The sequence below is a fragment of the Providencia rettgeri genome (assembly GCF_041075285.1).
Taxonomy (GTDB): Bacteria; Pseudomonadota; Gammaproteobacteria; order Enterobacterales; family Enterobacteriaceae; genus Providencia; species Providencia rettgeri_G.
The window spans coordinates 3,253,301-3,279,846 of record NZ_CP163512.1 but is presented as its reverse complement, the minus strand read 5'-3'; the positions used below and the strand labels follow the sequence as shown (position 1 = coordinate 3,279,846).

The 26,546-nt window shown below is 43.8% G+C and carries 23 protein-coding genes and 3 tRNA genes; 20 read left to right on the top strand and 6 right to left on the bottom strand.

Features of this window, described 5'->3' with window-relative positions:
* Window positions 1-8 precede the first annotated feature (8 nt).
* The 4 genes from AB6N04_RS14955 to rsgA all read right to left on the bottom strand — a co-directional run bounded on the left by AB6N04_RS14955 (window position 9) and on the right by rsgA (window position 5,856).
* Window positions 9-338: a hypothetical protein gene (locus AB6N04_RS14955; protein ID WP_369309068.1), complete on the bottom strand. Its 330-nt coding sequence runs from the start codon at window positions 336-338 to the stop codon at window positions 9-11.
* 8 nt (window positions 339-346) lie between these two features.
* Window positions 347-3,691 carry a miniconductance mechanosensitive channel MscM gene (mscM, locus tag AB6N04_RS14950; protein ID WP_369309067.1) on the bottom strand — a complete coding sequence of 1,115 codons (3,345 nt, stop codon included), beginning with the start codon at window positions 3,689-3,691 and terminating at the stop codon, window positions 347-349.
* A gap of 34 nt (window positions 3,692-3,725) precedes the next feature.
* Window positions 3,726-4,622, bottom strand: a complete 897-nt coding sequence (asd, locus tag AB6N04_RS14945; RefSeq protein WP_369309066.1) for an archaetidylserine decarboxylase — start codon at window positions 4,620-4,622, stop codon at window positions 3,726-3,728.
* A gap of 181 nt (window positions 4,623-4,803) precedes the next feature.
* Window positions 4,804-5,856: a small ribosomal subunit biogenesis GTPase RsgA gene (gene rsgA / locus AB6N04_RS14940; RefSeq protein ID WP_369309065.1), complete on the bottom strand. Its 1,053-nt coding sequence runs from the start codon at window positions 5,854-5,856 to the stop codon at window positions 4,804-4,806.
* A gap of 104 nt (window positions 5,857-5,960) precedes the next feature.
* Between rsgA and orn the strand changes: the two genes are divergently transcribed.
* From orn to AB6N04_RS14920, 4 genes are all read left to right on the top strand, one after another.
* A complete protein-coding gene (gene orn, locus AB6N04_RS14935; protein ID WP_369309064.1) occupies window positions 5,961-6,506 on the top strand; it encodes an oligoribonuclease in 546 nt (181 codons plus the stop codon).
* Window positions 6,507-7,008: 502 nt separating this feature from the next.
* Window positions 7,009-7,084, top strand: a tRNA-Gly gene (locus AB6N04_RS14930).
* 40 nt (window positions 7,085-7,124) lie between these two features.
* A tRNA-Gly gene (locus tag AB6N04_RS14925) sits at window positions 7,125-7,200 on the top strand.
* Between the two features lie 42 nt (window positions 7,201-7,242).
* Window positions 7,243-7,318 (top strand) — tRNA-Gly (locus AB6N04_RS14920).
* A gap of 693 nt (window positions 7,319-8,011) precedes the next feature.
* On the opposite strand, the gene queG is transcribed toward AB6N04_RS14920, so the two are convergent.
* Window positions 8,012-9,193, bottom strand: coding sequence for a tRNA epoxyqueuosine(34) reductase QueG (gene queG, locus AB6N04_RS14915; RefSeq protein WP_369309063.1), 1,182 nt, complete (start codon window positions 9,191-9,193; stop codon window positions 8,012-8,014).
* A 278-nt stretch (window positions 9,194-9,471) separates the two neighbouring features.
* On the opposite strand from queG, the gene tsaE reads away from it, so the two are divergent.
* The 16 genes from tsaE (at window position 9,472) to rplI (ending at window position 25,555) form a co-directional block, all read left to right on the top strand.
* Window positions 9,472-9,936, top strand: a complete 465-nt coding sequence (gene tsaE / locus AB6N04_RS14910) for a tRNA (adenosine(37)-N6)-threonylcarbamoyltransferase complex ATPase subunit type 1 TsaE (protein WP_369309062.1) — start codon at window positions 9,472-9,474, stop codon at window positions 9,934-9,936.
* 14 nt (window positions 9,937-9,950) lie between these two features.
* Window positions 9,951-11,243, top strand: coding sequence for an N-acetylmuramoyl-L-alanine amidase AmiB (gene amiB / locus AB6N04_RS14905; RefSeq protein ID WP_369309061.1), 1,293 nt, complete (start codon window positions 9,951-9,953; stop codon window positions 11,241-11,243).
* Between the two features lie 11 nt (window positions 11,244-11,254).
* On the top strand, window positions 11,255-13,225 hold the full coding sequence (mutL, locus tag AB6N04_RS14900) for a DNA mismatch repair endonuclease MutL (protein WP_369309060.1): 1,971 nt from the start codon (window positions 11,255-11,257) through the stop codon (window positions 13,223-13,225).
* Window positions 13,218-14,159 (top strand): tRNA (adenosine(37)-N6)-dimethylallyltransferase MiaA, encoded by a 942-nt coding sequence (gene miaA, locus AB6N04_RS14895; RefSeq protein ID WP_369309059.1) that lies wholly within the window; start codon window positions 13,218-13,220, stop codon window positions 14,157-14,159. The genes mutL and miaA overlap by 8 nt, the downstream gene beginning before the upstream one ends.
* A gap of 107 nt (window positions 14,160-14,266) precedes the next feature.
* Window positions 14,267-14,560, top strand: a complete 294-nt coding sequence (gene hfq / locus AB6N04_RS14890) for an RNA chaperone Hfq (RefSeq protein ID WP_369309058.1) — start codon at window positions 14,267-14,269, stop codon at window positions 14,558-14,560.
* A 92-nt stretch (window positions 14,561-14,652) separates the two neighbouring features.
* A complete protein-coding gene (gene hflX / locus AB6N04_RS14885; protein WP_369309057.1) occupies window positions 14,653-15,933 on the top strand; it encodes a ribosome rescue GTPase HflX in 1,281 nt (426 codons plus the stop codon).
* Between the two features lie 125 nt (window positions 15,934-16,058).
* Entirely contained in the window at window positions 16,059-17,267 is a 1,209-nt protein-coding gene (hflK, locus tag AB6N04_RS14880) for an FtsH protease activity modulator HflK (protein ID WP_369309056.1), read from the top strand.
* A 2-nt stretch (window positions 17,268-17,269) separates the two neighbouring features.
* On the top strand, window positions 17,270-18,271 hold the full coding sequence (gene hflC, locus AB6N04_RS14875) for a protease modulator HflC (protein ID WP_369309055.1): 1,002 nt from the start codon (window positions 17,270-17,272) through the stop codon (window positions 18,269-18,271).
* A 284-nt stretch (window positions 18,272-18,555) separates the two neighbouring features.
* Window positions 18,556-19,857, top strand: a complete 1,302-nt coding sequence (locus AB6N04_RS14870; protein ID WP_369309054.1) for an adenylosuccinate synthase — start codon at window positions 18,556-18,558, stop codon at window positions 19,855-19,857.
* Window positions 19,858-20,190: 333 nt separating this feature from the next.
* The gene (gene nsrR, locus AB6N04_RS14865; protein WP_369309053.1) at window positions 20,191-20,613 is read left to right on the top strand and encodes a nitric oxide-sensing transcriptional repressor NsrR; all 423 of its coding nucleotides are present in this window, start codon (window positions 20,191-20,193) and stop codon (window positions 20,611-20,613) included.
* A 42-nt stretch (window positions 20,614-20,655) separates the two neighbouring features.
* Window positions 20,656-23,124, top strand: a complete 2,469-nt coding sequence (gene rnr, locus AB6N04_RS14860; RefSeq protein ID WP_369309052.1) for a ribonuclease R — start codon at window positions 20,656-20,658, stop codon at window positions 23,122-23,124.
* Window positions 23,125-23,210: 86 nt separating this feature from the next.
* Window positions 23,211-23,960: a 23S rRNA (guanosine(2251)-2'-O)-methyltransferase RlmB gene (gene rlmB, locus AB6N04_RS14855; RefSeq protein ID WP_206083169.1), complete on the top strand. Its 750-nt coding sequence runs from the start codon at window positions 23,211-23,213 to the stop codon at window positions 23,958-23,960.
* A 154-nt stretch (window positions 23,961-24,114) separates the two neighbouring features.
* Window positions 24,115-24,510: a 30S ribosomal protein S6 gene (rpsF, locus tag AB6N04_RS14850; protein WP_369312138.1), complete on the top strand. Its 396-nt coding sequence runs from the start codon at window positions 24,115-24,117 to the stop codon at window positions 24,508-24,510.
* Window positions 24,511-24,518: 8 nt separating this feature from the next.
* Entirely contained in the window at window positions 24,519-24,836 is a 318-nt protein-coding gene (priB, locus tag AB6N04_RS14845; protein WP_369309051.1) for a primosomal replication protein N, read from the top strand.
* Between the two features lie 4 nt (window positions 24,837-24,840).
* On the top strand, window positions 24,841-25,068 hold the full coding sequence (gene rpsR / locus AB6N04_RS14840) for a 30S ribosomal protein S18 (protein WP_000135199.1): 228 nt from the start codon (window positions 24,841-24,843) through the stop codon (window positions 25,066-25,068).
* 37 nt (window positions 25,069-25,105) lie between these two features.
* A complete protein-coding gene (gene rplI / locus AB6N04_RS14835; protein ID WP_206083173.1) occupies window positions 25,106-25,555 on the top strand; it encodes a 50S ribosomal protein L9 in 450 nt (149 codons plus the stop codon).
* 127 nt (window positions 25,556-25,682) lie between these two features.
* Here the strand turns inward: rplI and AB6N04_RS14830 are convergent, their stop codons facing one another.
* Window positions 25,683-26,447, bottom strand: coding sequence for a CDP-diacylglycerol diphosphatase (locus AB6N04_RS14830; RefSeq protein ID WP_369309050.1), 765 nt, complete (start codon window positions 26,445-26,447; stop codon window positions 25,683-25,685).
* Between the last annotated feature and the right edge of the window lie 99 nt (window positions 26,448-26,546).

The window sequence follows — 26,546 nt, the reverse complement described above, 5'->3', positions numbered from 1 at the left end:
TTCACTGATTAGCGGGAGAGAAACTGAGCTCCCGCCATTATGATAATGGACAGTACAAGGTAGCACCAGCTCAACCGATAAAAGCGGTTATATCCCCATCCACGCCTGATCTCTAATTGTAATGATTTTGATGAAAGTTTAGCGACAATCACTCTAAATACACCAATATAAACCAGACAATAAATTTGCCACAGATAGAGTATATTGAAGGCAAATGCTTTCCCAACAATTAATAAGATAATTAATGGAATTAAAAAGAACAAAATCGACCCAACTCGTTCGAGTTGGGTGATCCTTAATATAAGGCTTTCGTCTTTATCATTAAAACCTTGCCCCATAATATGACCTACAGCTCGCCAGACTTACGTGGAGGGTTACGTGCAGAAGAAAGGTTGTTGGTTGCACTTTGCAGTGAGTTATCGCGTACATCCACCCTTGCTTGGAATGGTGGGAATGGCAGAGTAATGCCTTGTTCTGCAAAGGACGCTAAAATATTTTGGTGTATTTCATGGCGGGCCGGCAAGCGATGACCCATTTCTGCGGCATACACCCGCAATTCAAATATTTGGATACCTTGTTGCAAATCAACCAGATAAACTTCAGGTGCCGGGTTGTCTAAGATCATCGTAGAGCGTTTTGCCGCACGTAAAATGGTATTGGTGACAAGCTCACTGTTCGCATCAGATGGCGCAGGGATCGTCATTACGATACGAGTGATGGTGTCAGAAAGTGACCAGTTAATAAACTGTTCAGTAATAAAAGCCTTATTTGGCACAATAATTTCTTTTCTGTCCCAGTCTGTTAAGGTCGTGGCTCGGGTGTTGATCTTGGTGATGCTCCCCGTTAAATTGCGGATCGTCACCGTATCGCCGATACGGATGGGTTTTTCAAACAAGATCATCAAACCAGAAATAATATTGGCGAAGATCTCTTGTAAACCGAAGCCAAGCCCGACCCCCATTGCAGCGACTAACCATTGCAGTTTCGACCACTCAATACCCAGCATGGAGAAGCCAACAATGGTACCAATGATTGTAATGGTGTATTTCGTCAGTGTACTGATGGCGTAACCTGTGCCAGGTGTTAAATCCAAATGCTGCAATACGGCTAATTCAAGGAGTGCAGGCAGGTTTCGAACCAACTGTGCAGTGATAATAATGGTTAGGATAGCGATAAAAATGGAGCCCATCGTAATAGGCTGTACGGTATCTACGCCATTGACAGTAGACGTCACGTCCCATAACCGAATGTTTTCCAAGAAAGAAAACGCAGTATGTAATTCAGACCATAGCCAAATTAGGGAAACCAAGGCTATCATGGTCAAAATCGAGCGAACTAAGCCAACAGACTGGGTACTGATGGTGTCGAGGTCGATAACCTGTTCTTCAATATCAATATTTCCTTCATTACTGCCACTCGCGTGCGAGTTATCGTCTTCACCTTTTGCACGTTGTGCGAGTATTTCAGCCCGGCGCTGTTTTGCTCGTTCAAATGCCAGTTTACGCCGTTGCATTGACATCCAACGGCGAATGGTGTGATAGACAATTAAAATCACAAACCAAATCGCGACGGATGTTTCTAAACGAGCTAGCAGCGCTTGGGAGGTAGAAAAATAGCCCAAAATTGAGAAAAACGCGGCGACAATTGGGGCAAGCAATATCATCCACCATAGGCCTTTATTGACAACATTATCCCCCGAACTGTGTCTATCCAGATAGAGAGGGATTTGAGAACGGCGCAAATTGTTGGTGATTAAGCTTAAAGCCACACAGAGGAAAATAAAGCATAAACGCCCTACGCTAGCAGCAAACTCACGGTCACTGTAGTGTTCGAAGGTAATAATTGCCATCACCAATGGGACGATAACAAATATCGCCATACGGTAATAACGCATCGCCCGTTTTACAGCGTCTTTATCCCAGCCAAAATGGGCAATAAATAAGCCTGTTGGGCGAGAGAACGTTTCACTGATCATAAATAGCCACAGCAGTGGTGTGGTAGCGCTGACGCCATAGCCAATTGCCGCCGCCATAGGATATTGCCATGCACTTTGCAACCCATAGCCAATTGCTGACCACATCATCGGTAATGGTAGGGCGACGATAATTGACCAGAAAATTGTCCGAATGGTCAAATAGAAACGGTCTTGCGTGACTTTACCAATACGCAAGCTGGAGCGATCAAGGAAGGCTTGGTAGTGCTTACGAGTACTCACACTGAAGATCACTAAGACGATGGAACCCAAGAGATACAAAAAGGTGTCTTGGGTGGTGAGCATCACTTTCAATGCGCCTGCGACTTGGGAGAGCGTATCCAGTGAGAGCAACTGTGTAATATCAGTAACCAGTGAAACAGGGTAATTAATACTAATAGGGGGCACATCAGCCACCCAGAACAGATAGCGGTTTGAGGCATCTTTCACTTCTTTGAGGGCATCAGTTAATTGCCCTGTTGCGACATTGAGCTTTGTTAGCTCCAACATTTCGGCATCAAGACCAGAAATCAGTGAAGTCAGGAGTTCCCGACGCGTTTTGATCAGTGACTGATACACTTGGATTTGAGCAGGGTTGAGTGCGTGTTCCGCCTCTTGCTCCGCCGTATTAATTTTGCCTAATCTATCAAGAGCGTCTTCATAGTTTAAGCGTTGTACACGCAGATCCGCCATTTCGCGGTCAAGTTGCTGGCTTTTAGGGATCTCAGGTAAGCGTGATAATTGTGTTCTTAGCGCTTCCCCAAGAGTGCTTGAGCTACTGATCCACTGCGCTTGTTCACGGATTGTCGTCAGCGCTTGGCGTGCATCACGAATGCTGGTGGAAATCTCGGTTTGGCTGGCATTAATCGCACTCATACGTTGAGCTTGCTGAGTCAACTCCTGAGACATTTTGCGGTTAATATCTAATTCTTCTTTTAAAAAAGGCGTCAACTCCCCTTGGGCTGCCAACATTTCGGTGTGTTCAAGCGCCAAAATCGCTTTTTGCTGGCGCTGAGTATTTTGGAAATCACGCAGGTTTTGCAGCTCAAGCTCCATGCGTTGGTAACGTTTTTTATACAGCTCCAGCGTCAGACGTGAAATTTCTTGGCGATTATTGGCGGAAAGCTGCGCCATTTCCAGTTCATTGACCGTGGATTTGCGAGCACTTACTTCGGCTTGAGCTAAGGTATACTGGGCATCAGCTAAAGGCGTAGCCGGTGCGCTGAGTGACTGGAAGCGAGAGCTTGCTTCCGTGAGTAAACGTCTTGCTTCAGACAATTGCTGGGGCAAAATACTCAATGACTCACTGATTTCACGACCTTTATCTTGCTCTTGCTGTGTTAAACGGCTTTGATCCAGTAATTGACTACTAAGTTGGATAATACGTTGCTCAAGCTCACCTAAACTAATCCCTACGGGGATCGGGGCTGGCTCATCACTTTCATTAAGTAATTTTTGGCGTATTTCTTTGATAATTTTGGGAAAATTATCAATAGCTTCTTGGTAAGACTTGGCTTTAGCATCGGAGTCACGGGTTTCGCTCATCCAATTGAGCGCCCCTTGTAACGCTTGAGCTATTTCCGCATCTTTTGGGTTAGTACTTGATTCAAGTTGTTTGAGCTCCTGCTTAATCTGTGCTTCATCCTGCAATGCTGTGGGCGCCGCAACGGAAGAAAAAGCGATTAACAAGCTAAGTACAAAACTGATAATCAAACGCACAGTGAGGAGCTCCTTCAAGGAATATAAGCGTAAATTAAACTTCGGCAGATCCGTTGAGATTGTCAACTGAAACCGTTTCGGCGAGTAGCTCACCCATACGTGTTGCATAACCTGGGATCAGTGAGGAATTAAAGGTCACTTTGTTCGGTTCAAACAAGTTGATCACAGTAGAACCTAACTTAAACAGACCCATTTCTTCACCTTTTTTCAGGAAAACTGCGCCTTCAGAATCTATTTCAGGGTAAACCCAACGTTTAATAATGCCTTCGCGGCGGGGATTGACACAGCCACTCCACACCGTTTCGATACTGCCAACAATGGTTGCCCCCACTAAAATCTGTACCATTAGGCCGACAGGGGTATCAAAGACACAAATCAAGCGCTCATTACGTGCAAACAGGTTTGGAACATTTTGTGCCGTTAATGGGTTAACAGAAAACAGATCGCCTGGAACATAAATCATCTCTTTGAGTAAACCGTCACACGGCATGTGGACGCGGTGATAGTCACTCGGCGAGAGGTAAGTCGTAATAAATTCGCCGCCGCGAAAACGCTCTGCTAACTGATATTGACCCGCCAGTAAGGCTTCAACGGTGTAGCTATGACCTTTCGCTTGGAAAATTTGCTCATCATTGATAGGGCCTAATTGGCTCACAGCACCATCAGCTGGCTGTGCCAGTTGGTTGTCTTTTTCAACAATGGGGCGTGCATCTTCTTTTAGCGGGCGAATAAAGAAGTCATTAAAGGTTGCGTACGCGGTGAGCTCACTTTTTTGCGCTTCATTCATATTCACTTTATAGGCTTTAGCAAACAGCTTAATTGCCCATTGCGTCATAAACCCAGCATTTCGACTTGCAAACCAGCCAGCAAACTCAGTAAGGCATTGTTTTGGAAGCATATATTGCAAGCGAATTTTAATTTTGTCTAGCACGTTAACCTCTGATTTTTAAAGGTATGTTAGCGAAAAGGCCGCTATTGTACACAGTTTACTTTGCATATTTCAAACTGCCACATTGTTGGTGTATACCCAGCGACAGCTTGAACTATTTAGCGCAAGTTAGCGTAAATTAAAGCAAAGAATTGAGTAATTAAATTGTAAGCACTCACTAACCTTATTTCTCTTTCCCAGTGAAATTGCCACGTGGTTTCACTTGTTCCATGCTCTCTAAGATGCGATGGTAATTTTCAAATCGTGATTCTGCGATTTTGTTTGTTTCTACGGCCTCACGTAACAGGCAACCGGGATCGTCTAAATGTTTGCAGTCACGGAATTTACAACCGCCAAGGTAATCTTTAAATTCGACAAATCCTTTCGTCACTTGTTCCGTGGTTAAATGCCACAAACCAAATTCGCGAACCCCCGGAGAGTCAATCACATCACCACCGAGTGGAAAGTGGTATAAGCGGGCTGTGGTCGTAGTATGTTGACCCAGACCTGAGTTATCTGAAACTTCGTTAACTAAAATGGCTTCTTCATTATGTGGAAGCAATGTATTAAGCAAACTGGACTTTCCTACACCAGATTGCCCCACAAACACCGAAACTTTACCAGCTAGCGCATTAGTAAGTGCTTCCATACCTTCATTGGTATGGCTGGATACTTCTAATACTTGGTAGCCAATTTCACTATAAATAGTCATTAAATCGCTCACCCACTCACGATTTTCTTCATCAAGTAGGTCAACTTTGTTCAGGACGATAATCGGTTGAATGCCAATCGTCTCACAAGCGACAAGGTAGCGATCGATAATATTAAGGGAAAGCTCCGGTAAAATTGCAGAAACCACGACAATTTGGTCGATATTGGCGGCAATTGGCTTTAAACCGTCGTAATAATCGGGGCGTGTGAGTACAGAGTGACGTTCATGAACCGCTTCGACAACACCATTAACTTTGATATCAGTTTGGGTATTTAAGGCAGGGCGCCACACAACTTTATCCCCTGTTACGAGGGACGCAATAGTTCTACGCAAATTACAGCGTTGAATAGTGCCGTCGTTCGCTTCAATATCAGCGTGTTGCCCAAAGCGGCTAATCACCAAGCCTTCTTGTGCTTCACCTAATTGACTATCATCGATTTCGACTGTCTTTTGTTTTTTTAGTCTTTTTTGATGATTTTGTTGAACTCGGCGCTGTTGGCCTTTCGAAAGTTTCTGTTTAGCCACCTGTCCTCTCTTCGCTATTGGCTGTGGTTGGAATATCACTCACGCATTGCGGCGTGAAGAGTGCTATCATACCTTAACTTCACAGAATGCAGTTAGGGTATATCATGCAAAAGAATGAGAATAATTTAATTTGGATCGATTTAGAAATGACTGGTCTCGATCCCGTTCGTGATCGCATTATTGAAATTGCAACCATTGTAACAGATAGCGATCTTAATATTTTAGCAGAAGGCCCAGTGATTGCAGTACATCAGACGGATGAACAATTGGCTTTGATGGATGAGTGGAATGTGAATACCCACACAGGAAGCGGTTTAGTTGAGCGTGTGCGTAAAAGCACAGTGAGTGAGCGCGAAGCGGAATTAGCAACCCTCGAGTTTTTAGAACAATGGGTGCCGAAAGGCGCATCGCCAATTTGTGGTAATAGCGTTGGGCAAGATAGACGTTTTTTATTTAACTATATGCCTGAACTAGAAAGCTATTTCCATTATCGTTACTTAGACGTCAGCACCTTAAAAGAGTTGGCTCGCCGCTGGAAACCAGAAATTTTAGCGGGATTTACTAAGAAAAATACTCACCAAGCCCTTGATGATATTCGTGAGTCAGTCGCTGAACTGGCTTATTATCGAGAGACATTTATATTGAAGTAACGAAATAACAAAGATGCCGCCCTTAGGCGGTTTTTTGTGTTCAAACATGATGTTGTATTACATATTACATCACACTTGTCATTATATTATTCTCACAGTGGATCCTAAAAGGAGATTATGATGAGTACAATGAACATTGATGATATTTGATATTGCATTTGATGAGCGTGCTCTAAGGGAATGGAAAAAGTTATTGATGAGTTGTTATTTTTGTTGTCGCGGTTGGTAAAAGGGAAGATGAAAAAGTTTATAAATCTGCGACCAATAGGCTGATATATGTATTATCGTTGAGTAAGTTACCAATGTTAATGTATTGAAATCAGATTTTTACAACGTTTGTTGATAAAACCACCATTGTGACTGTTTTGTCGGCAAACGAACAAAAAAATGAAAAATTTGAATGCAAGGGCTTGCTAGTCTCTGAATTTTTCGTATAATGCGCTCCCCGTACCGATGAAGTTTTTGCAATGATGTCGGCACGGAAAACACCCAGAAATGGTCTGCGGGAATAGCTCAGTTGGTAGAGCACGACCTTGCCAAGGTCGGGGTCGCGAGTTCGAGTCTCGTTTCCCGCTCCAAACTTTCTTGGTGTTTTAGCTAAAGCACTATTTTCGTGATGCGGGAATAGCTCAGTTGGTAGAGCACGACCTTGCCAAGGTCGGGGTCGCGAGTTCGAGTCTCGTTTCCCGCTCCAAACTTCCTTAGTGTTTTAGTTAAATAGCAGTACCCACCAAATGCGGGAATAGCTCAGTTGGTAGAGCACGACCTTGCCAAGGTCGGGGTCGCGAGTTCGAGTCTCGTTTCCCGCTCCAATCTTTTTTTGCCTTCACTTCTAAGTTGTTTTTCATATCTTCAATCCAAGTGATATTTTTGGACTAAAACACAAGTAAAATTACCTATTTTAATTAACTGACTTCTGTTAGTGATTTTATCGGCTAGTTATTTGTTAAGCTAGGATCTATGCGGCTTTGGCGATCTTTTTCGGATCTATTTTGGATTTTTACTTGCATTCGACTTCCGGTCACCATAGAATAGCCACCCCTTAGCAATAAGGCGTTCGAAAGGTATCTAAGCCTTAAAGATCAATGTTTAAATAATAAACAAAAAATGTGTTTTTTATTTAACTCAGGCAAATTTTCATTTTAACCTGGTTTTTTGACAACTTATTTTCGATTCGTTAACGTAAAATCAGTGTTTTTCATCACAATTCAACATAGTAAAGTTATCCACAGCTTACAGAGTTTGTGTGCGCTTATATGCCAAATAGCAATCACTTATTGCACAGAGTTATCCACAGGCTTACCTCAATCTTTTTTCGCTACTATCGCGTAAAGATAATCTGTGAATGAATTTGTAACTTATTGATTTATAGAGGTTGAGTTTATTTTTTGAAAATGTGCTAAGTACAACTTGCAAATTCTTTACCCATTGTCTATAAAGCGATTTTTTATTTTATTCACATTGATTTGACAATTATAGATTTCAGTTATATGACAGGCCTTTTTTTAGGCGTCGCGAGGCAAACCTTTAGTAATGGCGCGTACAAGGCGTTTTTGTTGTGAAGTCTGAATTGTGACTTGGTTTTCGAGGCGGCGATTTAGCTGTTGTTGTATGGACCAATGAAAATGCTCGTCTAACATTTCGTTGATCCCTAACCTATTTTGTAAAGCGAGTACAATTCTGTCTTGATAAGGTGCATTGCCTAGCGCAACACTGATGTTCCTTAGCCATTTAATATAGCCAATGCGGCGGATCGCAGAACCTTCGGTTACCTTCAAAAACGTGTCTTCACTCCACGAAAATAGTTCAAGTAATTCAGGTGTATGTAGTGCTTTCCTTGGGCTAAAATCGTCTTCGTCGGTCAACTGTGAAAAACGGTTCCACGGACAAATCAATTGGCAGTCATCGCAACCATAAATTCGATTCCCCATTAATGGACGAAATTCTTCAGGAATAGCGCTATCAAGCTCAATGGTGAGATAAGAGATGCAACGCCTAGCATCAACGGTATAAGGTTCAACAATGGCACCTGTTGGGCAAGTGGTCATGCAGGCAACACAACGACCACAGTTATCCTCAATGGGTTTATCAACAGGCACTGGAAGGTTGATAAGTAGTTCTCCAAGAAAAAACCACGATCCCGCTTCACGGTTTAAGACTAATGAATGCTTCCCTGTCCACCCTAAACCAGCTTTAACGGCGAGAGGACGCTCCAAAATGGGGGCAGAATCAACAAATGGGCGAAAATTCAGCGGATCGATCGTGATACCATCAGTTAAGGTCGCACCATCAAATTCGCGACAATAAGCTAAGATACGATCGGCAAGGGCTTTTAAGCGCTTTTTTAATAGCTTATGATAATCACGACCAAGCGCATAGCGGCTGATATAGCCGAGTTCAGGGTTATTTAGCGTGCTAGCGAATGCGGCTTTGGCAGGTAGATAATTCATGCGAACACTGATAACTCGTAAAGTACCGGGGTGGAGCTCATGAGGGCGCGCTCGCATCATACCGTGGCGTTCCATCCATTCCATCTCACCGTGGTATTGCTTGTCTAGCCATGCTTGCAGTTTAGGCTCTTCAGCAGACAAGTCTGTATCGCAGATCCCCACTTGCTGGAAGCCTGCTTCAATGCCCCATTGTTTGATCAACTGAGCGAGAAGGTCGAGATCGAGTAATGCAGCCATCAGATCCTATCACGGTAAAAATAAAACGGCTGGCACTCTACCATGGAAGCCACTTTTGTCAAAATGAAGGAAAAGAGTGCCTTTGAGTATTGAGATCTATTATAAGATATTTCTTAACTGATCATTCCAGCAATCTTAATTAAGAAAAATAACGGCGCTTAGGTTAATATGGTCAATGGTATTGGAAGGCGCTGAAATACACTTGCTTGCGTATATTGATAGCGTCATTAGACGAGAAATAAGCAACAAGCTCATCAATAATGTCACAAAAGAACACTATGAAAGAACGTACAATACAATTGGCTGATGAAACTCAAACGGTTGCACTCGGTCGCGCAATAGCTGGCGCATGTCACCAAGGTGCAGTGATCCACCTGTATGGTGATCTTGGTGCGGGGAAAACCACCTTTAGCCGTGGCTTCTTACAAGCTTTAGGCCATCAAGGTCATGTAAAGAGCCCAACCTATACACTGGTTGAGCCATATGAGTTAGCCGATCGCCATGTTTTTCACTTTGATCTCTATCGCTTAGCTGATCCTGAAGAACTTGAATTTATGGGAATTCGCGACTATTTTTCTGAAAATTCGATCTGTTTGGTCGAATGGCCGCAACAGGGTAAAGGCTTTTTACCCGACGCGGATCTTGAGCTTCATCTCACGTATCAAAATGAAGGGCGTCAGGCTCACATTGTTGCTTTGTCTGCAAATGGGGAGTCATTATTAGAAACATTACCCCAATTCTAAGGAACTAATAGCTCATGTTGAATGCATTAATGCACAGAATATCAAAAAAGGGTTTTTTGGCAGCTTTTGTCCTATTTATGCTTTCATTGGCATGGCTTTTTGCTGTGCAAGCGCAGGCCGCAACACTGTCAAATATTCAAGTCAATAATAGCCCATCGCAAGCTGAGGTGACATTAAGCTTTATTGATGGTAAACCTGATTATTCTTATTTTCCGTTGCATTCACCTGAGCGACTCGTTGTTGATGTTAAACAACGAGGTGACATCCTGGGTTTACCACTAAAAGTGCCAGCAGGCGATTTGGTGAAGTTGGTGCGCTCAAGCCAACCTGTGGATAGCCAGCATAAACGTATTGTGATGGAGTTATCCCGCGCAGCAAAAACCAAGGCTGTTTTAAAACAAGTTGGCGGGGTATACCAACTCGTTTTTACGATTTCAACAGGTAACTCAACCAACTCAACCTCATTTAATCGCACTAATAATAATGTTGCTCCTGTGGTCAATAATACACAGGACAAACCATTAAAAATGAATAGTTCAGCGCCAGCGCCTGTTTCAAACCCTGCGTCAATCAAATACAAAAGTATGCCAAAAGGTAGCAAACAGGTAGTGATCGCCATTGATGCCGGGCATGGAGGTAAAGATCCCGGTGCAATTGGGAAAAATGGTTATAAAGAGAAAGACGTGACATTGAGCGTTGCGAAAAAACTCTATCGGCGTCTTGAAGCCGACCCTATGTTTAAACCAGCAATGACACGAGATGGTGACTACTTTATTTCGGTCAGTGGGCGCTCTGATGTTGCGCGCAAAAAAGGGGCGAATATGTTGGTTTCCATCCATGCAGACTCTGCTCCAAATAGTAGCGCACGAGGGGCGTCTGTTTGGGTATTATCAAATCGCCGTGCAAACAGTGAGTTAGGTAGCTGGTTAGAACAACGCGAAAAACAATCTGAATTATTAGGGGGAGCTGGTGATGCGCTCAGTGGTGCAGATCCATATTTAAGCCAAGCTGTATTGGACTTACAGTTCGGCCACTCTCAACGTGTAGGGTATGATGTTGCTGTTCAAGTAATTCAGCAACTGAGAAAGGTGGGTAATATCCATAAGAAAACGCCAGAACATGCCAGCCTTGGCGTTCTGCGTTCACCAGATATTCCATCCATTCTGGTCGAAACAGGTTTTATCAGCAATGCAGCGGAAGAGCAGTTGCTCAAATCCAATGAATTCCAAGAGGCAGTGGCTGAGGCCATTCACTTAGGGCTGCGTCAGTATTTCCTTGCGAACCCGATCCAAGCCGCACCCAAATAAGGAGCTGAGTAATGGCAATACATATTCTCTCTCCTCAACTGGCTAACCAAATTGCAGCAGGTGAGGTGGTCGAAAGACCTGCATCTGTTGTAAAAGAGCTGGTTGAGAACAGTCTCGATGCCAAGGCAACTCGCATTGATATCGATATTGAGCGTGGTGGAGAGAAACTGATCCGTATTCGTGATAACGGTTGTGGGATCAGTAAAGACGAATTAATCCTTGCCCTTGCTCGCCATGCGACCAGCAAAATTGCAACGCTTGATGATCTTGAAGCCATTATGAGTATGGGGTTTCGCGGAGAAGCGTTAGCGAGTATTAGCTCGGTTTCTCGGCTAACGTTGACATCAAAACCGGCAGATCAAACTGAAGCGTGGCAATCTTATGCGGAAGGGCGAGAGATGCAAGTGACGATAAAGCCTGCGGCTCACCCCAATGGCACCACGGTTGAAGTGTTGGATCTATTCTATAATACCCCTGCTCGGCGCAAATTTATGCGCACCGAAAAAACCGAGTTTGGACATATTGATGAAGTGGTACGCCGTATTGCATTGTCGCGTCCTGATGTTGCTATCAATTTGACACATAATGGAAAATTGGTTAGGCAGTACCGTGCTGCCTATGATGAAATTCAACAAGAAAGACGACTTGGGACCATTTGCGGCACTGGCTTTATGCAAGGGGCTTTAGCTCTGTCTTGGGAACATAGCGACCTTGCGATTAAAGGCTGGGTCGTTTCTCCATCAAATACGCCGGTGAGCGAAACTCAGTATTGTTATGTTAATGGGCGGATGATGCGCGATCGGTTAATTAACCACGCGATCCGCCAAGCATTTGAAGGTCATTTAGACGAAAATCAACAGCCTGCTTATGTGCTGTATTTGACCATCGATCCAAAACAAGTGGATGTGAACGTCCATCCTGCGAAACATGAAGTGCGCTTTCATCAAGCACGATTAGTACATGATTTTATTTATCAAGCGGTGCGTACTGTGTTGCTTGAAGCGGCATCAATAGATGAATTACCGGGAATAGAGCCTGCGAACACTGAGTTTGAAAATCGCACATCAGCCGGGGACAACTATTTCTCTTCCTCTGTGTCATCTTCTAAAAATAATGGAATAGAACCTCGGTCACAGGGTGAGAAAACGGCACGAGAACCGCAAACGGCTTATCAGTCTATAGGTCGTCAGTCAGTAAGCACTGCGGACTCAAGTTGTTCTGAGCCGAAATCTGCCTCGCAATATTCGGAAAATATGGCGTCGAAAAATTATGGTGCTAACTATGACAAAAAAGCGGGAGAGCTTTACCAACGCTTAATGTCGATCCCGGTTGCAGAGGAAGATAAAAAACCACTTTTTCCTGAACGCCAACCTATGGATACGTTTCAAGTTTCTTCCCAATCTGTGGCAAAAAGTGCGGATAACTACCTTTTTGGTAAAGTATTGACAATTTACTCAAAAAACTTTGCATTAATTGAGTCTTCGTTGGGGCTAATCCTGTTATCCTTAACGGAAGCTAATTATTTATTGAAATTAGCGCAATTGTCACCAGAGGGTGAAAACCTCAAGCCGCAGCCACTATTAATACCACTAAAATTGTCACTTAAAAACGATGAAATAGAGGTTTTACAGCGGTACAAGGAACAATTGGCAATATTTGGTATCGAAGCCACGATATTTCATGGAAAAGTAACAATTCATACGGTATCGTTACCATTAAGAACACAAAATTTATCGCAACTTTTTTCTGATCTGATTCGTTTTTTATCGACAAAAGAAAGCATCACACAACAAGATATCGCACAATGGTTAGCCAAAGCGATTTCACAGGTGAAAACAGAAGAAAGTTGGAGTTTAGCACAAGCTGTTCAGTTGTTGGCTGATGTTGAGCGGATTTGCCCGCAGTGGGTAAAAAACCCGCCACCAACATTATTACAATTAATTAATTTACAATCCGTGGTAGCGGCACTAACAAATGAGTGATTTAGTAACTCAGAAAAAACCAGATGCAATATTCCTAATGGGGCCGACTGCCTCAGGTAAAACTGCTTTAGCGATAGAACTTCGCAAGCATTTGCCTGTGGAAATTATTAGTGTCGATTCGGCGTTAATTTACCGTGGAATGGATATTGGTACAGCAAAGCCAACTGCTGAGGAACTCAGTAAAGCCCCTCATCGTTTGATTGATATTCTCGATCCATCTTTACCCTATTCCGCTGCTGATTTTCGTCGTGACGCATTAAAAGTAATGAGTGAGATTACCGAGCAAGGTAAAATACCCTTACTTGTTGGCGGCACGATGTTGTATTTTAAAGCATTATTGGAAGGGCTCTCACCATTGCCTTCTGCCGATGCGAATGTGCGTGCGCAAATAGAACAAATAGCACAAGAACAAGGGTGGGGTGAAATTCACCGTCGTTTAGCAGAGGTCGATCCTGTTGCTGCGGCAAGGATCCACCCGAATGATCCACAAAGATTATCCCGCGCTTTAGAGGTGTATCTCATTTCAGGACAAACTTTGACTGAAATGACACAAACAGCAGGGGAAGAATTGCCTTATAATGTGTTTCAGTTTGCTATTGCGCCACAAGATCGTAAAATTTTACATGAACGCATAGAACAACGCTTTCATCAGATGATAGACGCCGGTTTTGAAGAGGAAGTCCGTGCTCTTTACCTCCGAGGTGATTTACATGTTGATCTCCCCGCTATTCGTTGTGTGGGGTATCGGCAAATGTGGTCTTACTTGGACGGCGAAATTAGCCATGATGAAATGGTTTATCGGGGGATCTGTGCAACACGCCAATTGGCAAAACGCCAGATAACCTGGTTAAGAAGCTGGGAGAATGTTCACTGGTTAGATAGTGAGCAACCGCAGCAGGCGCTTGACACAGTTATGCAGGTAGTACGTGCATAGGACGGATGTTTGTGTACAATTAGAACGTTAAGCGCAATTTTTGAGTAGTTACTTTTGGGAGTCTTAAAGATTCTCTTTTAAAAACAACGAAATAAGGAAAACATAGAATGGCTAAGGGGCAATCTTTGCAAGATCCGTTCCTGAACGCATTACGTCGTGAAAGGGTTCCGGTCTCTATTTATCTCGTTAATGGCATCAAATTGCAGGGGCAAATTGAATCTTTTGACCAATTTGTCATTTTATTGAAAAACACAGTTAGCCAGATGGTTTACAAGCACGCTATCTCTACTGTTGTCCCTGCACGCCCTGTTTCTCACCACAGTGGTACTAGTGGTAGCACAGGCAATGGTAACTACCATTCAGGTGCTCCTGCATCGCAGGATGGCGAAGTCACTGAGTAAGTTTGTACGCTAAAAGACAAGGAAAACATGGGTAGGGAGACTATACCTGTGTTTTTCCTTGGCAATTATTGTTTAGCCTGAGAGGTTGCACCTTGTTTGATAGGTATGAAGGTGGTGAACTAGCAGTGTTGGTCCATGTCTTTTTTTCTCAAGAAAAAGACATTGATAATCTGGCAGAGTTTGAGTCACTTGTGACGTCCGCAGGGGTAAAACCCGTACAAATAGTCACAGGCAGCCGTAAAGCACCTCACCCAAAGTTTTTTGTTGGGGATGGTAAAGCGGAAGAGATAGCTCAAGCCGTTGAAGAAAGTGGCGCAGATGTGGTGCTGTTTAATCATACCCTAAGCCCTGCTCAAGAACGTAATCTCGAAAGGATTTGCCAATGTAAGGTTGTTGACCGTACAGGGGTAATTTTAGATATATTTGCTCAACGAGCGCGTACGCACGAAGGTAAACTTCAAGTTGAATTGGCACAATTACGGCATTTATCCACTCGCTTAGTGAGAGGATGGACGCACCTTGAGCGCCAAAAAGGGGGGATCGGTTTACGAGGCCCCGGTGAAACTCAGCTTGAAACAGACCGTCGGCTATTAAGGGATAAAATCAAACAGATTTTATCGCGTCTTAGCCGAGTAGAAAAACAGCGTGAACAAGGGCGTCAAGCGAGAAGTAAAGCGGATATTCCGACAATTTCTCTCGTGGGTTACACCAATGCGGGTAAATCGAGTTTATTTAACCGTATGACCGCCGCAGATGTTTATGCAGCAGATCAGCTATTTGCGACACTTGACCCAACGCTTCGTCGTATTAATGTTGAAGATGTGGGGGCTGTCGTTCTAGCCGATACCGTGGGGTTTATCCGCCACTTACCACATGATTTGGTTGCGGCTTTTAAAGCAACCCTGCAAGAAACACGTGAAGCAACGTTATTGCTGCACGTTATCGATGCAGCAGATGTTCGCTTGGATGAAAATATTCATGCGGTTGAAAGCGTGTTGGAAGAAATTGAAGCGGATGAAATACCAGCACTTTTAGTGATGAACAAAGTTGATATGCTGGAAGATTTTGTCCCGCGTATTGACAGAGATGAGGATAACAAACCTGTTCGTGTTTGGGTTTCCGCGCAAACAGGGGAAGGTATCCCATTGCTGTTACAAGCATTGACGGAACGCCTTTCAGGTGAAATCGCACATTATGAACTGCGTTTACCACCAAACGAGGGCCGTTTACGTAGCCGCTTTTATCAACTCCAGTCAATCGAACGTGAATGGTTGGAAGATGACGGCTCAATCGGCCTTGAGGTGCGTATGCCAATGGTGGATTGGCGACGTTTGTGCAAACAAGAGCAGCAATTACCTGACTACGTGGTTTAACAACGCGGTCAGGCAATGGAATTGATATTAAGAGACACATAAACTCAGCATATTAGGAACGGCTTTAGATATGGTGAGTGGAGCTCTTAGCCCTGAAAATCAATCATAAAGAATGGAGCTAAAACATGGCGTGGAATCAGCCCGGTAATGACGGACAAGACCGCGATCCGTGGGGAAGCGGCAATAAAGGCGGCAACTCTGGCGGGAACAAAGGTGGTCGAAAACGTGGGGCTTATGATCTCGACGATCTCTTTCGAAAAATAGGCAGTAAGCTAGGCGGAAACAAAGGCGGCAGCGGTGGTGATGGTGATAATAAACAGCCTTCACAAATCAGCGGTCGTTTAGGTATGTTAGCCCTTGCTGCTATCGTAGTTGTTTGGGCAGGTTCTGGTTTCTATACCATCAAAGAAAGTGACCGCGGCGTAGTGTTACGTTTTGGTGAATACAGTGGTGTTGTTGGACCGGGTCTGAACTGGAAGCCAACCTTTATCGATAGGGTTGTGCCTGTTAACGTAGAAACAGTACGTGAACAAGCGACAAACGGCATGATGTTAACGTCAGATGAAAACGTGATCCGCGTTGAAATGAACGTTCAGTACCGTGTGACTGACCCTGCTCAATACTTATTTAGCGTAACGAACCCAGATAACAGTCTGCGTCAGGCGTTAGACAGTGCTGTGCGCGGTGTGATTGGTCAATCAGCAATGGAGCAAGTACTGACGACGAATCGTGCTTTTATTCGTGATGTGACACAAAAAGAGCTCGAAACGACAATTGCACCATACAAAATGGGTATCACACTGCTTGACGTCAACTTCCAAGCAGCGCGTCCACCTGAAGATGTTAAAGCTGCATTTGATGACGTTATCTCTGCAAGGGAAGAAGAACAAAAAACCATTCGTGAAGCACACGCTTATCGAAACGAAGTTCTTCCTCTGGCAAAAGGTAACGCACAACGTCTGATTGAAGAAGCCGAAGCTTACAAAGCGAGTGTGGTCTTTAAAGCAGAGGGGGAGGTAGCGAGCTTTGCGAAAATGTTACCTGAATACCGTGCTGCACCAGAAATCACCCGTGAGCGTCTTTATATCGAAACGATGGAGCGTGTGTTAGGGAATACACGTAAAGTTATTGCGAATGATAAGAGCAATAGCATGTTAGTGCTGCCGCTTGAGCAAATCATGCGCGGTACAAATTCAGGCGCAGCTTCAGCACCAAAAGTTAATCCGTCAGCAAGAATGGCGACACCAAGCAGTAATTCGTCATCTTCTGCTGCAACACCAGTACAGCCAAACAGTGCTGTTCGTGGCGATGCTGTTAGAGTAGGGAGACAATAATCATGCGTAAATCGCTAATTGTTATCGTAATTGCTATCTTAGCAGTTGCATACGCATCTATCTTTATTGTTCCTCAGACGGACCGCGGTATCGTATTGCGTTTTGGTAAGGTTCTGCGTGACGCTGAAAATAAACCGATCATCTATGAGCCGGGTCTGCATTTTAAAGTTCCATTTATTGAAACGGTAAAAATGTTAGATGCACGTATTCAGACACTGGAAATTCAGGCTGACCGTTATTTGACTAGCGAAAACAAAGACTTAATGGTGGACTCCTACCTGAAATGGCGTGTTACTGATTTTAGCCGCTACTATGTGGCCACCGGTGGCGGTAACCCATATCAAGCGGAAACACTGTTAAAACGTAAATTTAGTGACCGTTTACGTTCTGAATTTGGTCGTTTAAGTGTTAAAGACATTATCACCGATTCACGGGGTCGTTTAACTGTCGATGTACGTGATGCCTTGAACAAAGGGACTGCGACTGACGATGCAACAAAAGAAGCTGATGCTGCAATAGCTGATGCTGCGGCGCGTGTTGAAAAAGAAACTAACTTGAAACCACTGGTTGTGAATGCAAACAGTATGGCGGCGTTAGGTATTGAAGTTGTTGACGTACGTATTAAACGTATTGAGCTGCCGAATGAAGTTTCTGAGGCTATTTACGCACGTATGCGTGCGGAGCGTGAAGCGGTTGCACGTCAGCACCGTTCACAAGGTCAGGAAGAAGCGACTAAAATCCGCGCAGTTGCTGATAAAACAGTCACTGAAACACTGGCAGAAGCAGAGCGTACCGCACTGACTTACCGAGGTGAAGGTGATGCGATGGCAACGAAACTGTTTGCGGATGCATTCAACCAAGATCCAGAGTTCTATGCGTTTATTCGTAGCTTACGTGCGTATGAGCAAAGCTTCAAAAGTGGTGAAGACGTGATGGTCATGAGTCCAGATACTGATTTCTTCCGCTTTATGAAAGCACCGACTAAGCTTCGTGCAACAGATTAATAAATAATCAAACTAAGTTGCGTGCAACCTAGCAAAATAACTGTTAATCTATTAAAGAAAAGCCCGCTTCGGTGGGCTTTTTTTCGCCTGTCGTTTTAAGTGTAGGATTTTTCAGGGAAAATTTAAGCTGCTCAACTGGTTACATTCATTTTGAGTTTACGGCAGAAATAAAAATGCCATTTAACTTGCTTTCCAGAAAAAAATTTAAGTAATGCCAAAATATCACTGGAACAGTTCATTTTTGATGGTAGAATTCATTTTTAAGCAACCGAGTGTATTTCGAAATGGGTAAGAACGTTGTCGTACTGGGCACCCAATGGGGTGACGAAGGGAAGGGCAAGATCGTCGACTTGCTGACAGAGCGCGCTAAATATGTAGTTCGCTATCAGGGCGGCCATAATGCTGGCCATACGCTTGTTGTAAACGGTGAAAAAACCGTTCTCCACTTAATTCCATCCGGTATTCTTCGTGAAAATGTCATCAGCATCATTGCTAATGGTGTTGTTCTTGCGCCTGACGCATTAATGAAAGAGATGAAAGAATTGGAAGACCGCGGTGTTCCTGTTCGCGAACGTTTACGTCTTTCAGAAGCATGCCCACTGATCCTGCCTTATCACATCGCATTAGATAATGCGCGTGAAAAAGCACGTGGTTCCAAAGCAATTGGAACTACAGGTCGTGGTATTGGTCCTGCTTACGAAGATAAAGTTGCTCGTCGTGGCCTGCGTGTTGGGGATTTATTCGATAAAGCAACTTTTGCAGAAAAATTAAAAGAAATCGTCGAATACCACAACTTCCAACTTGTTCATTATTATAAAGAACCTGCTGTTGATTACCAAAAAACACTGGATGATATTATGGCGATTGCCGATATCCTGACAGGCATGGTAATCGATGTTTCTGATCTGCTGTATAAAGCAAGCCAGAACAACGAGTTTGTGATGTTCGAAGGTGCACAAGGCACATTACTGGACATTGACCACGGTACATATCCGTATGTAACCTCTTCAAACACCACTGCGGGTGGCGTTGCAACAGGTTCCGGTTTAGGTCCACGTTATGTTAACTACGTACTGGGTATTATCAAAGCTTACTCAACACGTGTGGGTGCAGGTCCATTCCCAACTGAACTTTTCGACGAAACAGGTGAATTCCTGCGTGAGAAAGGTCAAGAGTTTGGTGCAACGACGGGTCGTAAACGTCGTACTGGTTGGTTAGATATTGTTGCAATTAACCGTGCTGTACAAATCAACTCACTGTCAGGTTTCTGCATGACTAAACTGGATGTTTTAGACGGTTTAGAAGAAGTGAAAATCTGTGTGGGTTACCGTCGTCCAGATGGCAAAGTGCTGGAAACAACACCTTTAGCTGCGGATGAATGGGATGGTTTAGAGCCAGTTTACGAATCAATGCCAGGTTGGAAAGAAACCACTTTTGGTGTGAAGCAAAGAGAATTACTGCCACAAGCAGCGCTGAACTACATCAAACGCGTTGAAGAGTTAACCGGTATTCCCGTTGATATTATTTCAACCGGTCCAGATCGCGCAGAAACAATGATCTTGCGTGACCCGTTCGACGTTGAGTAATCACAAAGACTGCGTCTGATACAGGCGCAGTTTTATTGACAGCTTTACCTCCCTTCACGATGTCACTTCCTTGATAAACCGTCAACATTCTTCATAATGATTGAACTAAGTTACTGTTGTGTGCAGATTCTGTGTAATTAGATGCATATTTGCGATACGTAATACGCTAAACTGTATTTATGAACACATAATTCAATTGCATGCTATATTCTGTGCATAACCTAACGCTATTTAGGTGCAAATTAGGTTATCTGCATTTTAAAATAGATGAGACAATTTTCGAACAACCCATTTTGGGTCGTGTGAGTAAAAGCCAAAAATTTTGAGGTGATTGTGCAACTGACGAGTTTTACCGATTATGGGTTACGAGCGCTTATTTATCTGGCTTCTCTGGGGGAAGGGAAGATGACCAGTATTACAGAGGTGACGGACGTTTATGGCGTTTCGCGTAACCATATGGTTAAAATTATCAATCAACTCAGTCACTTAGGTTATATAAGAGCCACTCGTGGCAAAAATGGCGGGATTACATTAGGGCAACCAGCAGAATCAATTCGTATCGGGGATGTTGTAAGAGCATTAGAGCCCCTGACCCTTGTTAATTGTAGTGGTGAGTTTTGCCACATAACACCTGCGTGTCGTTTAAAAGGTGTGCTACACCAAGCAATACAGCAGTTTTTACAAGAACTTGATCAATATACGCTGGCGGACATGGTGAAAGATAACAGCCCGCTCTATCAATTACTGCTTGATTAATACAGGCAGTGATTATGAATTCTGATGACAACGGAGGTAACGATGTCACAAGATCCTTTTCAGGAAAGAGAAGCAGAAAAATACGAATCCCCAATTCCAAGCCGAGAATATATTCTTGATTTAATCTCGAAGCGTACCGCGCCAGCTAATCGCGAAGAAATTGCCCAGTTACTTAATCTTTCTACGGAAGATGAATTAGAAGCGTTACGCCGTCGATTAAGGGCAATGGAACGTGATGGTCAACTCGTGTTTACACGTCGCCAATGTTATGCATTGCCAGAGCGTTTGGATTTATTAAAAGGGAAAGTGATTGGCCATCGCGATGGTTACGGTTTCTTGCGTGTTGATGGTAAAAAAGAAGATTATTATTTATCTCAAGATGAGATGAAACGCACAATGCATGGTGATGTGATTTTAGCACAACCCTATGGGCAAGACCGTAAAGGACGCACTGAAGTTCGCGTGGTTCGAGTATTAGAGCCTAGAAACAACCAAATTGTGGGGCGCTATTTTATTGAATCTGGCATGGGGTTTGTCGTGCCTGATGATAGTCGTCTTAGTTTTGATATTTTGATCCCGAAAGACCGTATTTGCGGTGCTCGTATGGGGAATGTCGTGGTCGTTGAATTAGTGACTCGCCCACAACGCCGTTCTCAAGCGGTCGGGAATATTATTGAAGTATTAGGGGAAACCATGGGAACGGGGATGGCGGTTGAAATCGCCTTACGTACCCATGAAATTCCGCATTCGTGGCCGCCACAAGTTGAAAAACAAGTTGCTGATTTGAGCGAACATGTGCCTGAGTCTGCGAAAAAAGGCCGGGTAGATTTACGTGATTTACCGTTAGTGACCATCGATGGTGAAGATGCGCGCGATTTCGATGATGCCGTTTATTGTGCGCCTAAAAAAGGTGGCGGTTGGCGTTTATGGGTTGCCATTGCGGATGTGAGTTACTATGTTCGCCCGCAAACTGCGCTAGATACAGAGGCGCGTAGCCGCGGTAACTCGGTCTATTTTCCATCCCAAGTGGTACCGATGCTGCCTGAAGTGCTGTCTAATGGTCTTTGCTCACTTAATCCAGGCGTAGATCGCCTGTGTATGGTGTGTGAAATGACGGTATCGGCTTCAGGGAAGCTCTCCTCATACAAATTTTATGAAGCAGTAATGAACTCCCATGCAAGATTGACCTATACAAAAGTATGGAAAATCTTGGAAGGAGATGAAGAATTGCGTGAACACTATAAAACTCTGGTTCCGCACATTGAGCACTTACATCAGTTATATAAAGCGTTAGATGCCGCACGTATTGAGCGCGGTGCAATTTCATTTGAGTCCGAAGAAGCGAAATTTATCTTCAATGCAGAGCGCCGTATTGAAAGTATTGAGCCCGTTGAGCGCAATGATGCGCACAAATTAATTGAAGAATGCATGATTTTAGCTAACATTGCGGCAGCAAGATTTGTTGAGAAAAACGAAGAGCCTGCATTGTATCGTGTGCATGATCGTCCAAAAGAAGAAAGTGTAATGAACTTACGCTCAGTATTCAGCGAATTAGGTCTGACATTACCGGGTGGTATGAAGCCAGAACCAAAAGATTATGCACAGGTGATGAATGAGGTGGCTGACCGACCTGATCATGAGCTATTGCAAACCATGATCCTGCGTTCGATGAAACAAGCGATTTATGATCCTGAAAATCGCGGTCACTTTGGTTTAGGGCTTAAGTCATACGCCCACTTTACATCGCCAATCCGCCGTTATCCCGACTTAACACTACACCGCGGTATTAAATATCTGTTGGCAAAAGAACATGGCCATTCAGATAAGCGTTGGACGGAAACGGGCGGCTGGCACGCTGACATGGATAGCATGTTGCAACTCGGTGAGCACTGTTCGATGACTGAACGCCGGGCTGATGAAGCAACGCGCGATGTAGCTGACTGGTTGAAATGCGATTTTATGCAAGACCAAGTGGGGCAAGTATTCACAGGTCTCATTACGAGTGTGACCGGTTTTGGTTTCTTTGTTCGTCTTAACGATCTGTTTATTGACGGTTTAGTGCATGTTTCTACCCTTGATAACGATTACTACCGTTATGATGCCGTTGGTCAGCGCTTAATTGGTGAATCATCAGGAACCACGTATCGCCTTGGTGATGAAGTGGAAATTCGGGTTGAAGCGGTGCATATGGACGAGCGTACTATTGATTTCGCCTTAATTTCAACGACCCGTAAAGCGAAGAACCCGGGTAAAACTGCACGGGACAAAATGAAGCAAGAAGTCAAAAATGCAACGCGTCCAGCTCGTCGAAAAGCGGATGCTCGTAAAGATAAAAACTTCGAGCCTGATTCTGCATTTCGCCGTTCCGATAAAAAAGGGAAAAAAAGCGAAGCAAAATCGGATACAAAAGGGAAAGGAAAGGGGAAAAAACCTTCCGATAAAACCAAGAAAATTACCGCAAAATTAAAAGCTAAACGCGTTGCGAAGAAATCCTCAAAACAAGAGGGATAATTTTTTGTTAGCGTAGTGCATTGTTAATTAACGAAAGTGGCGTAAGAACGCCACTTTTCTCATTTTTGATTAAACATAAGACTGTTATGAGCGAAATTATTTACGGCATTCACGCAGTGAAAGCCTTACTTGAGCGTTCTCCGCAACGTATTAAAGAAGTGTATATCCTAAAAGGTCGTGAAGATCGCCGATTGATGCCGATCGTGCATGAAATAGAAGCATTAGGTGTTGTCGTCCAAGTTGCAAATCGTCAATGGATGGATAGCCAAACTGAAGGCGCAGTTCACCAAGGGATCATTGCGAAAGTGTTGCCGGGTAAGCAATACCAAGAAGGTGATTTGCCCGATTTATTAGAAAGCACACCATCACCATTCTTATTGGTATTGGATGGTGTGACTGATCCACATAATTTAGGTGCTTGCTTGCGCAGCGCAGATGCCGCAGGTGTTCACGCAGTGATTGTACCAAAAGATAAATCGGCACAATTAAATGCGACCGCGAAAAAAGTGGCGTGTGGTGCCGCTGAAAATGTGCCATTAATTCGTGTGACCAATCTGGCCAGAACATTGCGCTTACTACAAGAATATAATGTATGGATTGTGGGCACGGCAGGTGAAGCTGATCATAATTTATACCAAAGCAAACTGACTGGCTCGATTGCATTAGTGATGGGCGCAGAAGGGGAAGGTATGCGCCGTTTAACCCGCGAGCATTGCGACGAATTAATCAGCATTCCAATGGCGGGTTCAGTGTCTTCACTGAATGTGTCAGTAGCGACGGGGGTTTGCTTATTTGAAGCTGTGCGCCAGCGCTTGCCAGTTTCCGGTGAAAAATAATATTTGTGTAAAAAGGCATCCATCTCTTGAGTTTTATCTCAGGGATGGGTATAGTTACGCGTCAATTTTTTAGCCGCACTCAACAAGTTCCTTGCCTCCGCGGGCCGCGGTTAACCCAGACAGGAGGCTAATAATCCGTAAGGAGCAACTACTAATGCGTCATTACGAAATCGTTTTTATGGTCCATCCTGACCAAAGCGAACAGGTTCCGGGCATGATCGAGCGTTACAGTGCTGTCATCACTAACGCACAAGGTCAGATTCACCGTCTGGAAGACTGGGGCCGCCGTCAACTGGCTTACCCAATCAACAAACTGCACAAAGCTCACTATGTTCTTATGAACGTAGAAGCTCCACAGGAAGCGATTGATGAGCTGGAAACTAACTTCCGCTTCAACGATGCCGTTATCCGCAGCATGGTTATGCGCTTAAAACACGCAGTAACAGAAGCTTCTCCAATGGTTAAAGCTAAAGACGAACGTCGTAGCCGTGACCTTTCTGATGAATATCAGGATGAAGAAGTAGAAGAAACTGGGGATTCTGAAGAGTAATTGCGCAGGTGTCCACTAATCGTTTGGTGCTAACAGGCATGGTCTGCAAAGCATTGATTCGAAAAGTGAGTCCGTCAGGCATTCCTCACTGCCAGTTTGTTTTAGAACATCGTTCACAACAACAGGAAGCAGGACTGTCAAGGCAAGCATGGTGCAGAATGCCCATTATCGCTAGCGGACAAACCTTACAAGCCCGTACTCACAGTATAACGGTCGGCAGTTGGATTACAGTTAGCGGTTTCATTAGCACTCATCAAGGGCGCAATGGGATCAGCAAGATAGTCCTCCATGCCGAGCAGATTGATTTGATAGATTCTGGAGACTAGCCATATGGCACGTTATTTCCGTCGTCGCAAGTTCTGCCGTTTCACAGCGGAAGGCGTTCAAGAGATCGACTATAAAGATATCGCAACGCTGAAAAACTATATCACTGAAAGTGGTAAAATTGTACCAAGCCGTATCACCGGTACTCGTGCAAAATATCAGCGTCAGCTCGCTCGTGCTATCAAGCGCGCTCGCTACCTGTCTCTGTTACCATATACTGATCGTCATCAGTAATTGGTACAGTCCATTAACGACTTAAGAGGATAAGGTAATGCAAGTTATTCTGCTTGATAAAGTAGCTAACCTAGGTAGCCTGGGTGATCAGGTTAACGTTAAATCGGGCTATGCTCGTAACTTCTTAGTACCACAGGGTAAAGCTGTTCCTGCAACTAAGAAAAACATCGAATTCTTCGAAGCACGCCGCGCGGAATTGGAAGCTAAATTAGCTGACGTTCTGGCAGCAGCACAGGCTCGTGCAGCAGCTGTTACTGCACTGGGTTCTGTTACTCTGGCTTCTAAAGCTGGTGACGAAGGTAAACTGTTCGGTTCAATCGGTACTCGTGATATCGCTGATGCAGTGACTGCTGCTGGTGTTAAAATCGCGAAAAGCGAAGTTCGCCTGCCAAACGGCGTTCTGCGTACTACTGGTGATCACGAAGTTCACTTCCAGTTACACAGCGATGTTTTCGCAGAGCTGAACGTTATCATCGTTGCTGAATAATCAATAATGATGGTAGGTGTTGTCGTTTTATCGACGATACCAGTCAAAAAACACCGGCTAAGTCCGGTGTTTTTTGCTTTCTAAGTAAATCCGTTATTTTATCGTGTTATATCCTATCCATTATCGCTTACTGATTAGCTGCTACACATTGATAATCAAGTAATTCCCCTGCGGAGCCTAAGTTTAAATCCCAAATATTGACTCGGTTGGCAAGTAACACCTTTGAGCCGTCTGTAAGCTGTATTAGCGCTAAACCAAAATTACTCATTTTATCCTGATGTTTTTCGACATATTCATTCAGTTGATTAAATGCATTTTTTGGCTTGGTAGGCTCATCTTGGAGTTTTTTAGCTAAATAATGATGACCGATGAGCTTAGTTGGTAAAGTTGCCCAATCTGTTGTTATATGTGTGGAGACTTGGTTAATTTGCAGGCTCACTTCAGGCTTTAAGCAAGCAATATGAAGATGCAGTTGGTTCTGTGAGCGACCGTATGGCGAATTTACTGCAACTGCTAATAAATCATGAGGGAACGGTGTTCCCGCTTTTGGCAATAAGCTCTCTCTTTCTTGCCAAGCGATAGCAAAATAGTCTGGTGATGAAGGCTCAAGTAATTGGGGAGACTCAATTCCCGCAATTGTACTGGTAGGAATAACGAGGTTATGCCGTGGGCCTTGCTTGTCTTTGAATAAGACATAATGTTTTTCTTTATCAACTTTGAGGCAAGATGAGGGGGATGCAAAAACGGTTTTTTGTGGTGAAAGGCATTGTTCATTCACTATATTCCATAAGGCGTTTGCATTAATTTTCACCCAAGAAATATAGCCGATTAAAGACGCAATGAATAAAAATAGACACCCTAAAAATACCTTAACCCATTTATTTTTTAGCATAATAAGTTGTTATTACCTTTTTTTGTAGTTAAAGATAATATTTAATCTATTTTTTTGCTGAGCACAAGGCAAATAGTGATGATACAGTCACAAACTGTA

Coding starts and splice junctions, on each gene's coding strand:
- AB6N04_RS14955 (WP_369309068.1), bottom strand. CDS start 338: ATGGGGCAAGGTTTTAATGATAAAGACGAAAGCCTTATATTAAGGATC.
- orn (WP_369309064.1), top strand. CDS start 5,961: ATGCAAAAGAATGAGAATAATTTAATTTGGATCGATTTAGAAATGACT.
- queG (WP_369309063.1), bottom strand. CDS start 9,193: ATGGCTGCATTACTCGATCTCGACCTTCTCGCTCAGTTGATCAAACAA.
- tsaE (WP_369309062.1), top strand. CDS start 9,472: ATGAAAGAACGTACAATACAATTGGCTGATGAAACTCAAACGGTTGCA.
- amiB (WP_369309061.1), top strand. CDS start 9,951: ATGTTGAATGCATTAATGCACAGAATATCAAAAAAGGGTTTTTTGGCA.
- mutL (WP_369309060.1), top strand. CDS start 11,255: ATGGCAATACATATTCTCTCTCCTCAACTGGCTAACCAAATTGCAGCA.
- miaA (WP_369309059.1), top strand. CDS start 13,218: ATGAGTGATTTAGTAACTCAGAAAAAACCAGATGCAATATTCCTAATG.
- hfq (WP_369309058.1), top strand. CDS start 14,267: ATGGCTAAGGGGCAATCTTTGCAAGATCCGTTCCTGAACGCATTACGT.
- hflK (WP_369309056.1), top strand. CDS start 16,059: ATGGCGTGGAATCAGCCCGGTAATGACGGACAAGACCGCGATCCGTGG.
- hflC (WP_369309055.1), top strand. CDS start 17,270: ATGCGTAAATCGCTAATTGTTATCGTAATTGCTATCTTAGCAGTTGCA.
- AB6N04_RS14870 (WP_369309054.1), top strand. CDS start 18,556: ATGGGTAAGAACGTTGTCGTACTGGGCACCCAATGGGGTGACGAAGGG.
- rnr (WP_369309052.1), top strand. CDS start 20,656: ATGTCACAAGATCCTTTTCAGGAAAGAGAAGCAGAAAAATACGAATCC.
- rlmB (WP_206083169.1), top strand. CDS start 23,211: ATGAGCGAAATTATTTACGGCATTCACGCAGTGAAAGCCTTACTTGAG.
- rpsF (WP_369312138.1), top strand. CDS start 24,115: ATGCGTCATTACGAAATCGTTTTTATGGTCCATCCTGACCAAAGCGAA.
- rpsR (WP_000135199.1), top strand. CDS start 24,841: ATGGCACGTTATTTCCGTCGTCGCAAGTTCTGCCGTTTCACAGCGGAA.
- rplI (WP_206083173.1), top strand. CDS start 25,106: ATGCAAGTTATTCTGCTTGATAAAGTAGCTAACCTAGGTAGCCTGGGT.
- AB6N04_RS14830 (WP_369309050.1), bottom strand. CDS start 26,447: ATGCTAAAAAATAAATGGGTTAAGGTATTTTTAGGGTGTCTATTTTTA.